Source organism: Rhizobium sp. R711 (genome assembly GCF_002211365.1).
GTDB lineage: Bacteria > Pseudomonadota > Alphaproteobacteria > Rhizobiales > Rhizobiaceae > Rhizobium.
Map to the genome: position 1 here is coordinate 21,067 of NZ_LOKZ01000018.1, position 13,597 is coordinate 34,663.

Here is a 13,597-nt window from a genome sequence, read left to right on the forward strand (position 1 = left end):
AAAATTTTGCTTTCGGACCTATCTCAAGGCCCGATCCAACGCTTCCTGAAGGGCGACGTCGCTGAAAGGCTTGAATAGGCAGTCCACCGCGCCGCTCTGAAGCAGCGGAATTCTCTCATTCTCGTCCTTGTGCGCAGTGATGAAGACGATCGGGATTTTTTCCCCTCTTCGAACCAGTTCCTCCTGAAGCTCAGGGCCAGACATACCTGGCATTGCCACGTCGAGGACTAGGCAATCGGTTTTTTTCAGCCATTCTGAATCCAGGAACTCAGCTGCCGAGGAGAACGCACGGACGTTAAATCCGAAGATTCGGATTAGGTCGGGGAGGGCTTCCCGAACCGACTCGTCGTCATCGACAACTGAAACGAGTGCATCTTGTGTCTTGATCATGAATTTGCTTCCGAAAGCGGGAAGTCACCTTCTGCTCGCCTGCCGACTGGCAAAGCGAAGCCAAAAGCTGCGCCACCTGAAGGACTGGGTTCCGCCCAGATCCTTCCCTTATGAGCCTCGACTATCGAGCGGCTCACTGACAAGCCTATTCCCATTCCATTGGGTTTCGTCGTGTGAAATGCATCGAACAACCGTTCGATATCGGCATTTTCGAGGCCGATTCCACTATCCTCCACGATGACAGTGACTTCGTGATGCCCGAACCCTATACGAACAACAATTTTCCTCTGTTGCTGCGCGACATCTGCCATTGCGTCAATAGAGTTGCGAAGGAGGTTCATCATCACTTGCTGCAGTTGAACACGGTCACCAACGATAAGCGACGGTGCACCCGAAAGTTCCTCAACAAGGGTGATTCTTCCGCGCTGCAGATCGTTGGCTACCAGCCCAATCACTTCCCGGGCTGCGTCGTGGAGATCGAACTGCTCGACAGTTGCCACGCCTCGTTTGAAAAGCTTTCTGAGGCGCATGATTACGTCGGATGCCCGATTTCCGTCGCGAATGGTTCTCTTTGCCGTTTCGATCCCGCCATCAACGTTGGGAGGAGAAGTGGATAGCATACGAAGCAAGGCGCTAGAGTTCATAATTATACCGGATAACGGCTGGTTGACCTCGTGTGCGATGGACGCTGCCATCGTGCTAAGGCTCATCGTCCTAGCGAGTTGCGCCAGTTCCGAGCGTAGCTTGTCGCGGGCGAGTTCGGCTACTCGCTGGGCCGACACGTCCTGCACTGCTCCTATGCACTCGGTCGTACCGTTGAGATGCTTGATGATCCGTCCAACAACGCGGACGTACTTCAATTGCCCGTCGACGAGCAGCCGAATCTCGTAGTCCGGGTTGTCGCCTCCCTCCCTGACGTCAGCCATTTTGGTTGCGAGAAGAGGCAGATCCTCCTCGAAAACCCGTTGACCGATACCATCGAAATCGACCACTCGCCCGCTCTCGAAGCCGAATATGCGATTAAGCTCTTCTGAAAAGGCGATCTCGTCAGTTTCAACCTTCCACGAGAATGTTCCGGTCCGACTGATTCGTTGTCCTTCGGTGAGAAGGACGTCGCTTCGTCGCAGTTTCTCCTCTGAGATCTTCCTTTGCGTTATGTCCGCGACGGCACCGATAAACTCTGGATCCGCCGGGTCAGCAGCTATGTTCTGAAGAACGACGTGGACGTATTTTATAGCCCCGTCCCGCATCACCAGTCGATGCTCAATATCGACGTTCTCACCGTGGCGCATCGCGTTCGAGATCAACTTCCGTACTGTCGGCAAATCATCTGGATGACAGCGATCCAGCATCATGTCCACGGTCGGAGTCGTTCCCAAGTCATGTCCTGCCACCCGATACGCCTCGTCAGACCAGTAAATCTCCCCGGTAGCGGGTTTCCACCACACGCTCCCTGTCACCGTCAGCCGTTGGGCCTGAGTCATCAATGCCGCACTCCGACGCATCTCTTCTTCGAAGCGTTTTCGATCGTCAATATCCGTATTGGTGCCGTACCATCGAATGACCTTACCAGCTTCGCCGAAAACTGGGTTGGCGCGGAACAAGAACCATCGATACTGTCCGTCCCATCGCCGCAGCCTCGCCTCGGTTTCTCCAGGGGCACCGGAAGCGAGCAACCCCGCCCACACGCTTTGGAGCGGTCCGGAGTCGTCAGGATGCAGCGCCGTCGTCCACCCCCATCCCGCAGCCTGCTCAGTGGTTATCCCGAGGTATGTCAGGAAGTGCTCGTTAAAGAAATCCGCCCAGCCGTCGGGAAGTGTCGACCAAGCCATCACCGGGATGGCGTCTACGACCTTGTTGAGTTCGCGAGCCGCAATAGCGCGGGTATCGTCGCGAAATCGCATTACCTCGGCGACGGCAATGGTAGCCTGACTGGCGGCAACGTGCAGGACAATGCGTTCCTCCTCGCTGGGAAACGATCGCACCATCGATCCGGCGACAAGTACTCCGGTTTTACCATGGACACCGAGCTTCTCGGTGACAATTCTGAAGGAGGATTCACCTTGCTCAAGGTCGGCCTCACGAGGCCAGTCGCTTACGTTTGTTCCTAAAGTTGCGATCAAGTCGTCGATGAGCTTCGATCGGCCTCTCGCCGACCCCTCGCCAGATCGCTCCATTAGCACTTCGGGCTGATCCGCCTGGCCTGCAACCCTGAGAAACAGGAAATCGACGTCGAGGATCGCTCTCAACGCATCCAGCAAGAGGGCACCGATCTCATCGACGGTTCCGCCAGTCCAAACTGCCGGAAGTGCGGTGATACTCAGGATATCATTCATGCAGCGCCGGAGTCTTTCGTTCTCCGACGCCACCATGAGCATGTCTTGCATGTCATTCAGCAGCGGCCGACTGCTCCCCTTTTCCCGAACGCCTCTCACGCAGTTCCGCGAGAAACTGCACTGGCGGGATATAGAACGGATTTTCCCGGAGAACTCCGCTGATCACAACAGCCGGATGCGTCCGCAAGATGTCCATGATCGTGTCGCCACCGAATTTTGTCAGATCGTATACGCAGATCACAACGTCATCGTGCTGGTTCCACAGGTCATTGATCCGAGATTCAAATTCAATGAGATCCCTAAGATGTTCTCGATTACTGGCTGCCCAATCCATGTCGCAGACAATACGGCTCAAGGGAAAGTTTCCGTTCATGTTACCGCTCGCCAGGGCGCTGAACTCCTCCACCATTCGGTCCTGGTCGAATAGTCCGTCCTTGAGGTACGCGTCGACCGTAGTCCGGATTTCGAGTTGCCCGGAGATTTGCGACGCTTCCGTGTCAATCCCTTCGCAACGCAAACGAGTGATATGAGCTTCACGCTTGTCCGCGCCAACCAGATGAATTGCCCTGTGGTCGCAAAGAAATCCATCGCGGATGAAAGGGCCGAGAACCTGGAAGGCATCCTCGAAGCCATTGAAGAACGCACATATATGCCGATGGCAGCTGAGGCTCGCGCCAGCAAAACGCATGGTATCGTGCGTCTCCTTCACGTGACTCCGCTTCTTATCGGAAATGCCGATGTTATCAGGCTGCAACGTTGTCCATCCGCACGTCATTCATGGCCCATGCGTTCAACGCTGTATCAAGGGCGTCCTGCTGTCTATTGTCCAATGGTATCGAGTGATGACTGATTGCTAGCGCTGGCTTTGCCCTGGCATGTGTTGCAAGGATGACGGGCCTAAAACGTCCGTTGGAGCTTGAGCAATGGATCGCATTGACGCGATGAAAGTCTTCGTCACCGCCGTAGAGGAGGGGAGCCTTGCTGCGGCTGTCCGAAAGCTGAAGCGTTCGCCGACCGCGATCAGTCGCGCACTGTCACTCTTGGAGGAGCACGTGGGGGTCGAGCTACTTCATCGCACAACGCGAAGCCTCAAGCTCAGCGAGGCAGGGCAGCGGTACGTGGAGGCTTGCCGGAGAGTGCTTGTCGACTTAGAGGAGGCCGACATTATTGCCGGGGGAGAGCGATCGTCACCGCGCGGCGTGCTCACTATCTCGGCGCCGCCAATACTCGGCGAGGAGGTCTTACGGCCGATCCTGGACAACTTTTTGCGAGAACATCATGACGTCTCGGTCCGGCTCCTGATGCTGGACCGCTTCGTCAATCTGGTCGACGAAGGCGTCGACGTGGCACTTCGTATTGGCAACCTTACAGACTCGACACACATCTCGACGCGGATTGGCGGCGACATCCGTCGAGTTGTTGTGGCTTCGCCAAGCTATCTGGCTTCTCGGTCTCCGATCGTGGATCCCGCAGACCTGCTGCGCCATGATATCGTGGCATTCTCGAACTTCGGCATAGAGTCGTGGAGTTTCAACCCCTTGGGTGGCACCACTATTCCGAGGACGGTCCATTTCTCTCCCCGCTACTTGGTCAATAGTGTACGGGCTGCGGCTGCTTCCGCTGCTGAGGGCATGGGCATTACACGCCTGTATTCCTACCACGTGGACGACTTGGTGCGAAAAGGCGCGTTGCAGGTAGTACTTGCTGACTTCGAGCCGCCTGCGCTTCCAGTGCATCTGCTAACACCGCAAGGCAGGACCGCGGTTCCGAAGGTCAGGGCGTTTATCGACTTCGCGGCGCCGAAGCTGAGAGTAGCCATTGGACGGATAGCAGCAGAAGCCAATGGCACGCAGAAGATTATGCCGATAACCGGTTGATTGTCGTGATCTGGACGGCAATTCTCCCGAACAACGTTTGCGTCTAAATCAATTGCACCGACGCCAAAGCGCGTAGGCACGGCCAGATTTGGCCGAGCACTTGAAAGGATGCAAATCATGAGCAGTCAGCAGAAGGTCGCCATTATCACCGGTGCTTCGCAAGGCATCGGTGAAGGTCTGGTGAAAGCGTACCGAGCACTTGGCTACAATGTCGTCGCAACGTCGCGGTCGATCAAGCAGAGTTCCGACGCGGGCGTTCACGCCGTTGCCGGGGATATCGCCGACGCGGATACCGCAGAACGAGCCGTGAAGGAAGCCGTCGACAGATATGGCCGCATCGATACCCTCGTCAATAATGCGGGAGTGTTCCTGGCGAAGCCTTTCGTCGACTTCACGCAGGAAGACTTCGACCAGAATTTCGGTGTCAACATTTCGGGGTTCTTCCATGTCACGCAACGCGCGGCGAGGGTGATGCTCAAGCAGGGCTTCGGGCATATCGTGAACATCACGACAAGCCTCGTTGACCAGCCGATCGCCGGAGTGCCTGCTGCGCTGGCCTCGCTGACAAAGGGTGGCCTGAACTCGGTCACAAAGGAACTCGCGATCGAGTTCGCTAGGAGCGGTATCCGGGTCAACGCCGTGTCTCCGGGAATCATCAAGACGCCCATGCACACGCCGGAAACGCACGCAGCAATGTCCACTCTGCATCCGGTCGGCCGTATGGGCGAGATCGCGGACATCGTCAATGCCGTGACCTACCTCGAAGCTGCGGGCTTCGTCACTGGCGAAATCCTCCATGTCGATGGCGGACAGAACGCAGGCCGCTGGTAGCAGAGGCGGGAGTGCTGACCTTCGAGGGCGGCACTCCTCCTATATCGTGGTCGGTCCGCACGCGACTGCCGGACCACTCCAGCCACCCATCAGAGATAAAGGTAGACACCGTGCCAATCGTCACAGTCCAAGTCACACGCGAGGGGACGACACCTGATCGTTCCTCTGTTACTGCCGAAGAGAAGGCGAGGATTATCGCCGGCGTGAGCCAAGTTATGCTCGAGGTGCTGAACAAGCCGCTTGAGTCGACCTACGTGGTGATCGAGGAAGTCGATCTCGACAACTGGGGTTGGGGGGGCCTGCCAACAGCCCAATATCGTAAATTGTTCGCGGAAACCGCACACCAGGAAAACCGATCCGCAAGTTAGCTTCAGGTCGGCGCCGCCGCGCCGGATTGTTCGGCGAGCATGTATTCTGCGTACCATTCGGGCCAGTTCTCATCATGCTTGCCGCCGTTGCGCTTCTCGTGCTCACCATGAGCATCGGCTGCGCGTCGGAGCGCGTTCGAAAGATCCGACGCAGATGCGTAAGCCGCGCCGTTGGTGTCGATGCGACCGGGCAGGCGCCTTGTGATCTCCTGGAAGACCCAGCCGTTCCCGTCCGGATCGCTGAAGGAGGCAAATGAGCCATAGCTGGCGCGAGTCGGGTGAGGGCCAGGCAGCCTGTCTTCGGTTCCGCGATGATGGAAGACGCCGCCCGCATCGTGGAACACGCCGCTCATCTCGGCGCCACGTGAGGCGAGTGTAGCATGAGCCATTTCTATGTCGGAGACGATCAGGTGAAGCCCCTGAGCCGAGCCGGGTTGCGCGGAGGTGATATTGGACCCGAAAATCACGGAGCACGGTGAGCCTGGCGGCGTGACCTGAACAACGCGGAAGCCATTCTGTCCGGAAACGTCAGCATCGAGCCGCCAGCCGAGACCGGTATAGAACGATTTGGCGCGGTCGACGTCGGAAACCGGAATGACCACGACTTCCAGCTTCATGTCCAAATCGTTCGCCGTGACCGGTGACGCTGTTGCTGGTTCCTGAACGCTCATCGAAATCTCCCTCGGTAAGGTCTGGCAGCGGAGTTCGCTGCGGGGAGGACGATGCGCCGCAAAGGGCATCGTGTCCATTGTCCGATGGTGTTGGCTCCAGGAGCGCCCGACTGATCCGAAAGTATCGCCGATACCATGGTCCAATAGCGCCCGACCGCCCGCCAGACGTCTTTTAGCCCGTGACCTTCAACACCCGACTGACGGAGCACGTGATGTCCAACACCGACGCCAAAACGACCATAGCGCCGAGCCCGCGGGAACTCCTGGCTGCCACGGCAGCGACTGCCGCTCTCAGCCCGTTACCGGAATATGTTCGGGCGGCTGCGCCTAAGACGAAATCCGGCCTTTCAAAGCGGCGATTCCGCAGAAGGAGCTCGATGAGCTGCCCGTAGCCTCGGTCTAACTGCATGGCCTGACAAGCCCCCGAGCGGCATTCGGAAATCCGGTTCCCGTCGGTGCCGCAATCAACTCATCCTCAACATCAGGAGACTCGAAATGACTATCATCGGTAAAGGGACCGCGCTCATCACCGGCGCGTCGTCTGGCCTTGGTGCTATTTACGCCGACCGCCTTGCCCGCCGAGGCTACGACCTCGTGCTGGTGGCTCGGAACCAGGACGCTCTCGACAAGCTCGCAAAGAACCTGTCGAACTCGACCGGACGCAAAGTTGCAACGGTCCGCGCCGACCTTGGACAAAGGGAAGATCTGCTTAAGGTCGAAGCAATCCTGCGAAGTGATCCGACAATCACGATGCTCGTCAACAACGCAGGCGTCGGCGCCGTTGAGCCCCTCCTCATGTCCGATGTCGAAGCGATGGAGCAGATGATCAAGGTCAATGTCACAGCGTTGACGCGTCTCGTATATGCCGTGGCGCCATCGTTTGCCGCTCGCGACAACGGGACCATTATCAACATGGCTTCCGCTCTGGGCATCGCGCCCGAAATTCTAAACGGGGTCTACGGAGCGACAAAGGCATTCGTGATCGCCTTGACCTTCTCGTTGCAGAAGGAATTTGCAGAAACGAACATCAGGATCCAGGCCGTGCTCCCTGGCGCGGTGGAGACGCCGTTCTGGGATGCTTCGGGCGGATTCCTGGAACGGCTTCCGAGCAACATCGTGATGAAGCCGGACGACACCGTCGATGCCGCTCTCGCCGGGCTGGACATGGGAGAGCTGATCACGCTGCCATCGGTACCGGATGCCGATGACTGGAACGCCTACGAGGCGGCACGTCAGAAATTGATGCCGAACCTGTCCCGCAGTGTTCCGGCTCCACGCTACCACCTTTCCGCCGTTGCGCACTAGCTAGGGCGCTGAATTGGGGTTGCCGCGCCGTAGGCCTACCTGAGGCGTGGCGGGCCCAGACCCTAAAAACGAGGGTGAATCCGATGATCCATCATGAACCTTTTCATGGCCTTCCTCGCGAGCGTCTGATGCAAGGCCCTACACCGATACAGCGCTTGGCACGTCTCGAAGAGGTCCTTGGGGAGCGGAGGCGGGGCGTATCGATCTGGGCAAAACGAGATGACCTCATGGAACTCGGCGGCGGCGGCAACAAGCTCCGCAAACTTGAGTTCCTTATAGGGCAGGCGAAGGCGGAAGGATGTGACACGCTGGTCGCGACCGGAGGGGCTCAATCCAACTTCGCACGATTGGCCGCGGCTGCTTGCGCCAGAACGGGGCTCGCCTGCGAGCTCATTCTCGCCCAGATGGTTCCTCGCACGACAGAGATCTACCAGGCGAATGGCAATGTCCTCCTGGACCGCCTGTTCGGCGCAAGTGTTCATATCCTGAATCCAGGCGATGATGCTGGTGGACATGCGACCCGTCGGGTGCAGGAGCTTGCCGACGCAGGTAAAAAAGCGTTCGTCGCGCCCCTCGGCGGTTCAACGACCGTCGGCTGCCTCGGCTATGTAGATTGCGCGTTCGAACTATCGCGGCAATCGACTGAAATTGGTGTGACGTTCGACCAGATCGTTATCCCTAACGGCAGCGGCGGCATGCACGCTGGCTTAGCCGCGGGCATGGTCATCGCGGGATCTCATCCCTCGAGAATCGCCGCACACACAGTGCTCGCGCCAGCAGACAAATGTCTCTCCGCGACTGTCGCAAAGGTCGCCGCGGTCCTGGAGCTGTTGTCCATCAATGCGCGGGTAACCCCGGACGATCTGCGGATCAGTGGAACCCAACTGGGCGACGGATATGGCATGCCGACACGCAGCATGGTCGACGCCGTCGAACTCCTTGCTAGTACCGAGGGTTTGCTCATCGATCCAGTCTACGGCGGCAAAGCATTCGCTGGCTTGCTGTCCGATATAGAAAGCGGAGCAATCGAGCCGCAATCGAACGTGCTCTTCATCATGACCGGAGGTTCGCCCGGTCTCTACGCATACGCGGACGTTCTCACTGCCAACTAACTCTCACCCGACCATATTGACCAACCAACGAGGTAATAATGTCCAAGAAACCCATAATTGCCCTCATAATCGGCTCTACTCGTCCGACGCGGTTCGCCGATAAGCCAGCGCAATGGATGCTAAAACAGGCCCAGCAGCGCGGCGATATCGACGTCGAAGTGGTCGACCTTCGCGATCATCCGCTGCCGTTCTTCGACGAGGTGGCATCGAACGCGTGGGCTCCGAGCCAGAGTGCTGCTGCGGTGGCGTGGCAGAAGACGGTCGGCAAGTATGACGGGTACATCTTCGTGATCTCCGAATACAATCGCTCAATCACTGGTGTTCTGAAGAATGCGCTCGATCAGGCATATGTAGAGTGGGGCCGCAAACCTTTCACGGCAATCGCCTATGGCAGCATGGGCGGCGCGCGGGCGCTCGAACACCTCCGAGGTATCGGTGTGGAACTTCAGATGGTTTCGACTCATGCCGCGGTTCACGTCGGCGCCGGCGATTTCTTCGCGACGTCTCCGCTGGGCGGCAATAAGCCGATCGAGGACATTGAGGCCAACCTCTTGCAGTCGGCCAAGACCGCGCTGGACGAACTGGTGTGGTGGGTAAAGGCTACCATGGCGGCGCGCGCTGAATAGATATCTAGCACGCGCCGGGGATACTGCCCCGGCGCCTGCTCCAAGCGAGATATTTGCGAAACTCTTGGGGCGTCTTGCTCAATTTGCGGTTTCTAGGCAAGGGGGACTGGCTCAGGAACTTTCCCTTTAAAATTGTCGCGACGCTCTCGACTTCCGTCGAGAATCAAAAGAAGTTCCTCGCGCCGCACTGCCGTAAGTTTCATGCGGGGTCGGCCGGGAGGGGCCATGGCGTGCAAAGTCAGGTATTTGAGCAGCGCGGGGATTCATCACCGCGAGGTGAAAGGCGTCGATGCCCTTGCTCAAGCATTTCCTGTGAACTGGCTAATGTACGCCTCTCTGAACGCGTTTCCTAAAAACAGTTCCCCTATTGAAATCGATCTCCTTGTGGTCATGGACGATCGAGTTGTCCTGTTGGAGCTCAAAGACTGGCATGGCCCGCTGACAGCAAAGGGTGACATGTGGATTCACGGAAAGCCGCAACGCTCTCCCGTCCAGCTGGGGAATGAGAAAGCCAAAAAAGGAAAGAGCATTCTCCGCGGCCAAGGGCAATTGGGTCGCTTTTACGTCGATTCGCGCGTTGTATTTACTGGTTCAACTACGCGCGACCTCCTCCCGGAGGAGGAGAGAAAGCATGTCCTTACGCTTGAGGAGGCCAAGCTCCTCGGAAACAGGATGGATCGCGAGAGGCTGATTGGCTCGGTCACCCTTCAGAACCTAAAGCCGAATTTGCTCGTGAAAGACTTCGACAGAGTTCTCGGAAATCCGGCCTACTTCCAGCCAATGAAAATGAGCTGGGACGGTTACAACGTGACTGACGAGGATTTCTTTGTTCACAGGAAGGATATTTGGCGAGAGCATCGGGCACAGCTTGCCAAGGAAGAACGAATTAAGGCTCTGCTGCGGCTATTCCGCTTCGACAATCTGCCAGTCGGATTAAATGAACCGATGCCGCGAGTGACGCTTGGCATCTGCAGGGAGCGCCCGATGTGGCGTCGACGGCGGCCCAAGAGTTCGAGCGTATGACTGGCGACACCCGCTTCTCGTTGGTTATCAACAATCCAGACAGCACCAATGCATGGCGAGACGCGCTCGCGAGTATTCCGTCCGAAGGCAAGGAGTTCACTGCCTCCACAGGGGCGCCCTACCTTCCTCGAAACTTCGATCGGCTTCTTGCTGCCCTCGGCGATTTGGACGCCAGCGAGAAGATGTGTGAGGTTATCTGGCTGAGACCAAGTGGTGCCACTTGGGGAAGAAGCTTGCGGGTTGGCGAGTCGCTGGCAAATATCGGAGATGCCTTGCGAAATATTGGCAAGAAGGTTCAGACAACATTGGCGATGCCACGCTCGACGAACAAGAGCGTTCGCCAAAGTCACAAGCGGCTCTTCGATCGCGGCCTCCTGTTGCCGCAGGGACATCTGCCAGCGAATATGGAGATACTCGTGATCGCGGGAAAGGTCGCGTTTGTGAATGTCCATCTTCCAATCGGCACGCACTCTGTTCCGGTTGGGGGAATTGTCTCGAACTCGCGCAGGGTGGCACGAATTGTCGACGGCTTACGCAGGGCCAGGCTGAGGGTTGTGAACAGCTATGGGACACGCCTGCATCCAGAACTGAAAACCCTATCACGACCTAGACTCCGTCTAGGTATATAATTTCAGTGGCAATGTGTGGGCACCCGCGCAACCTGCCGTACCATGCGCGGGTGCCCTCTTGGCCTACTTTTCGGCCAAGGTTCCGGTGTAATGCCCCAGGCGGGCTTCGATGTCCGTATTCGTCTGCAGCCCCATCTCCATCAAGCGGCCGATATTCTTTTGTGCAACCGGCCGCTGAACAGACGAAATAAACGCGTCCCACCCGGCGCCGATTTCAGGATCGCTGGGAAGGCTGGCGAAATCGACCAGACGCTTGGTGTCGGCGATTGCCTGCCTGTCGAAGCCAGAAATGCGGGTCGCAAGTGCGTCGACGAACGGATCCAGCTTGTCATCATCGAAGGAGCGGTTGACGTACCCATATTCCTCGGCAAGGTCACCGTTCACGTCATCAGAGCCGAGAAGAACTTCGAGCGCGCGCCCGCGTCCCATCAAACGCGGCAGCCGGGCCATGGGGCCGCCGCCAGGTACGAATCCGGCGCCAACTTCCCACTGCGAAAGGATCGCTTTCTCGCGACTGGCAAACCGCATATCGCTCGCAAGAGCAAGCTCGCTGCCGACGCCTGTCGCTCTGCCGCGGATCAATGCGATCGACACGACCGGAGATTTGCTGATGCGAACCAGCATGTCAGGCAGGGGATGCAGGCCAGTGGAACCTGCGGGCAGGCTGGTGGAGTCGGCGAGCGGAGGCGTGAAGTTGTAGTGAGTGAGGAAAAATCCGGGCACCGCGCTGTCGAAGACGACCACCCGGAGGTCGGGATCTGTCTCGATCTCCTTGACCACCTTCTCCATCTGCGGGATCGTTTCCGGGCCGAAGATGTTGAAGGGCGGATTTTCGAAGGTTACGCGCCAGTAGGCGGGCGTGCGCTTCTCGACATGGATCTGCGGCCGTTCTTTGGCGGATGTAGACTTGATGTCCGCAGGCTGATTTTTCGTCTCGGCGACCGTGGTCTGGCCCGAAAACGCTAGGGCAGGAAGCATGAGCAAGGCGGCAGCGGTCAGGAATCTTGATGACATTGCGATTCCAATGGATCTATTTGAGCTCGGTTTCATTGCGGTCTCCATTTGCTGTTGAGAGGGATTGCTATGGGGCGATGTCGAGAACCAATTCGACTTCGAGCGGCATCCCCAGCGGAATACTCGAGATACCGAGCACGATACGCGGCGGAAGGCGGTTTTGGCCGAAGACCGAAAGCAAGAGCTCGGATGCTCCGTCCGCGACCTTGGGATGTTCGCGGAAGTCGTCGGGGGCGGCGATGTACACACCCAGTTTGGCCACGGTGCGTATGCGATCCAGGGATCCAAGATGCGCTCGCGCGGCGGCCAATCCACTTAGGCATGCGGCTTTGGCGGCGTCGTAACCATCGCCAACGGAAAGCTCGCTGCCAACCCTTCCAATGTAGAGCGGCGTATGTCCGACGACCGGGAGCATGCCACTCAGGAAGAGCAGGGAGCCGATCTGAACGGCTTCGACATACGCCCCGAAAGGGGTGGGCGGCGGCGGGAGCACCAGACCGGTCTCCCGAATTCGCGCCTCGGCGCTCGCCGCTACCATTTGCCGAGATGTGCGCCGTTGTCGACGTGCAGCACCTCCCCGGTGATATTGGAAGCTTCCGTGAGGTAGATCACCCCGTCCACGATCTCCTGCACCGCAGTGATTGTCCCCATCGGCGACAAGGATCGAAGGTAGTCGCGTGAGCCCGTAGCGTGGAGCGGCGTGTCGACAACGCCAGGCGAAACCGCGTTTACCCGGATGTTGTCGCTTGCAAACTCCAGCGCGAGGCTTTTGGTGATCGCGTTTAGGCCGCCTTTGGTGATCATCGGCAGCGATGCTTTGACGCCTGCGATCGGGTGATCGGTCAGCGACGAAGTGATCGTAACGACGCTCCCTCCAGATCTCTGTCGGAGCATTTGCCTGACAGCGTGTTTCGTGAAGTGCACGAAGCCTTCAAGATTGGTGGCCGAGAGCTGCCGGAAGTCGTCGATCGTGTACTCGAGAAACGGCTTGGTAAAGAACACGCCTGCGTTGTTCACGAGTGCATCGATGGAGCCGAACTGTTCGATGGCTACGCGGGAGACGTGCTCTGCCGTCTTGGGATCGCCAACGTCTCCGTCTACCAGCTCCAGCCTCCCGGCGCGATCGAAGGATGTCGCTTCGCTGATCCGCCGCGACGTTGCAACGACATTCCAGTCCTTATCCAGGAACGCCTTCACGAGCCCGGCACCGATGCCCTGCGATGCACCGGTAATCACAACCGTCTTGTGCACACTCATTCGTGCTGCCTCCATTTGTTTGTTTTGCGAGCGGCAACGGCCAGCGAACGGGCGCTGGATAATTGCAGCTTTTGACATTCAAGGACTGCCCTGTGGGGCACTGGAGGCGACTCTCGCGCCAAGGAGCGTGCAGAGCTATTGTACCAAAGTGTCTCCGA

Annotated in this window: 14 protein-coding genes; 7 read left to right on the forward strand and 7 right to left on the reverse strand. The window is 58.0% G+C overall.

What is annotated here, in order from left to right:
- Positions 1 to 18: 18 nt before the first annotated feature.
- Genes ATY80_RS17355 through ATY80_RS17365 form a run of 3 tightly spaced genes read right to left on the reverse strand, consistent with a single transcriptional unit; the run spans position 19 to position 3,414 of the window.
- Positions 19 to 390 (reverse strand): response regulator, encoded by a 372-nt coding sequence (locus tag ATY80_RS17355; RefSeq protein WP_189637187.1) that lies wholly within the window; start codon positions 388 to 390, stop codon positions 19 to 21.
- Positions 387 to 2,777, reverse strand: a complete 2,391-nt coding sequence (locus tag ATY80_RS17360; RefSeq protein WP_088693615.1) for a PAS domain-containing protein — start codon at positions 2,775 to 2,777, stop codon at positions 387 to 389. Before ATY80_RS17360 ends, ATY80_RS17355 begins: the two co-directional genes overlap by 4 nt.
- A 1-nt stretch (position 2,778) precedes the next feature.
- Positions 2,779 to 3,414 (reverse strand): MEDS domain-containing protein, encoded by a 636-nt coding sequence (locus ATY80_RS17365; RefSeq protein WP_189637188.1) that lies wholly within the window; start codon positions 3,412 to 3,414, stop codon positions 2,779 to 2,781.
- Positions 3,415 to 3,649: 235 nt separating this feature from the next.
- On the opposite strand from ATY80_RS17365, the gene ATY80_RS17370 reads away from it, so the two are divergent.
- The 3 genes from ATY80_RS17370 to ATY80_RS17380 all read left to right on the forward strand — a co-directional run bounded on the left by ATY80_RS17370 (position 3,650) and on the right by ATY80_RS17380 (position 5,802).
- A complete protein-coding gene (locus ATY80_RS17370) occupies positions 3,650 to 4,603 on the forward strand; it encodes a LysR family transcriptional regulator (RefSeq protein WP_088693617.1) in 954 nt (317 codons plus the stop codon).
- Positions 4,604 to 4,720: 117 nt separating this feature from the next.
- Complete coding sequence (locus ATY80_RS17375; protein WP_088693642.1) at positions 4,721 to 5,434, forward strand: SDR family oxidoreductase; 714 nt, start codon at positions 4,721 to 4,723, stop codon at positions 5,432 to 5,434.
- A gap of 110 nt (positions 5,435 to 5,544) precedes the next feature.
- Positions 5,545 to 5,802 (forward strand): 4-oxalocrotonate tautomerase family protein, encoded by a 258-nt coding sequence (locus tag ATY80_RS17380; RefSeq protein WP_088693643.1) that lies wholly within the window; start codon positions 5,545 to 5,547, stop codon positions 5,800 to 5,802.
- A gap of 2 nt (positions 5,803 to 5,804) precedes the next feature.
- Here ATY80_RS17380 and ATY80_RS17385 read toward each other — a convergent pair whose 3' ends face one another.
- On the reverse strand, positions 5,805 to 6,473 hold the full coding sequence (locus tag ATY80_RS17385; RefSeq protein ID WP_088693618.1) for a VOC family protein: 669 nt from the start codon (positions 6,471 to 6,473) through the stop codon (positions 5,805 to 5,807).
- A gap of 495 nt (positions 6,474 to 6,968) precedes the next feature.
- On the opposite strand from ATY80_RS17385, the gene ATY80_RS17395 reads away from it, so the two are divergent.
- The 4 genes from ATY80_RS17395 to ATY80_RS17410 all read left to right on the forward strand — a co-directional run bounded on the left by ATY80_RS17395 (position 6,969) and on the right by ATY80_RS17410 (position 10,539).
- On the forward strand, positions 6,969 to 7,778 hold the full coding sequence (locus ATY80_RS17395; protein WP_088693620.1) for an SDR family oxidoreductase: 810 nt from the start codon (positions 6,969 to 6,971) through the stop codon (positions 7,776 to 7,778).
- A gap of 83 nt (positions 7,779 to 7,861) precedes the next feature.
- Positions 7,862 to 8,890, forward strand: coding sequence for a D-cysteine desulfhydrase family protein (locus tag ATY80_RS17400; protein ID WP_088693621.1), 1,029 nt, complete (start codon positions 7,862 to 7,864; stop codon positions 8,888 to 8,890).
- 38 nt (positions 8,891 to 8,928) lie between these two features.
- Positions 8,929 to 9,516 (forward strand): NADPH-dependent FMN reductase, encoded by a 588-nt coding sequence (locus ATY80_RS17405; RefSeq protein WP_088693622.1) that lies wholly within the window; start codon positions 8,929 to 8,931, stop codon positions 9,514 to 9,516.
- Positions 9,517 to 9,741: 225 nt separating this feature from the next.
- The gene (locus tag ATY80_RS17410) at positions 9,742 to 10,539 is read left to right on the forward strand and encodes a nuclease-related domain-containing protein (protein WP_189637189.1); all 798 of its coding nucleotides are present in this window, start codon (positions 9,742 to 9,744) and stop codon (positions 10,537 to 10,539) included.
- Between the two features lie 692 nt (positions 10,540 to 11,231).
- On the opposite strand, the gene ATY80_RS17420 is transcribed toward ATY80_RS17410, so the two are convergent.
- The 3 genes from ATY80_RS17420 to ATY80_RS17430 form a co-directional block, all read right to left on the reverse strand.
- Entirely contained in the window at positions 11,232 to 12,182 is a 951-nt protein-coding gene (locus ATY80_RS17420; protein ID WP_088693625.1) for an enoyl-CoA hydratase/isomerase family protein, read from the reverse strand.
- Between the two features lie 67 nt (positions 12,183 to 12,249).
- On the reverse strand, positions 12,250 to 12,720 hold the full coding sequence (locus tag ATY80_RS17425; RefSeq protein ID WP_088693626.1) for a RidA family protein: 471 nt from the start codon (positions 12,718 to 12,720) through the stop codon (positions 12,250 to 12,252).
- Entirely contained in the window at positions 12,714 to 13,439 is a 726-nt protein-coding gene (locus ATY80_RS17430) for an SDR family oxidoreductase (RefSeq protein WP_088693644.1), read from the reverse strand. The genes ATY80_RS17425 and ATY80_RS17430 overlap by 7 nt, the downstream gene beginning before the upstream one ends.
- Positions 13,440 to 13,597: the final 158 nt, after the last annotated feature.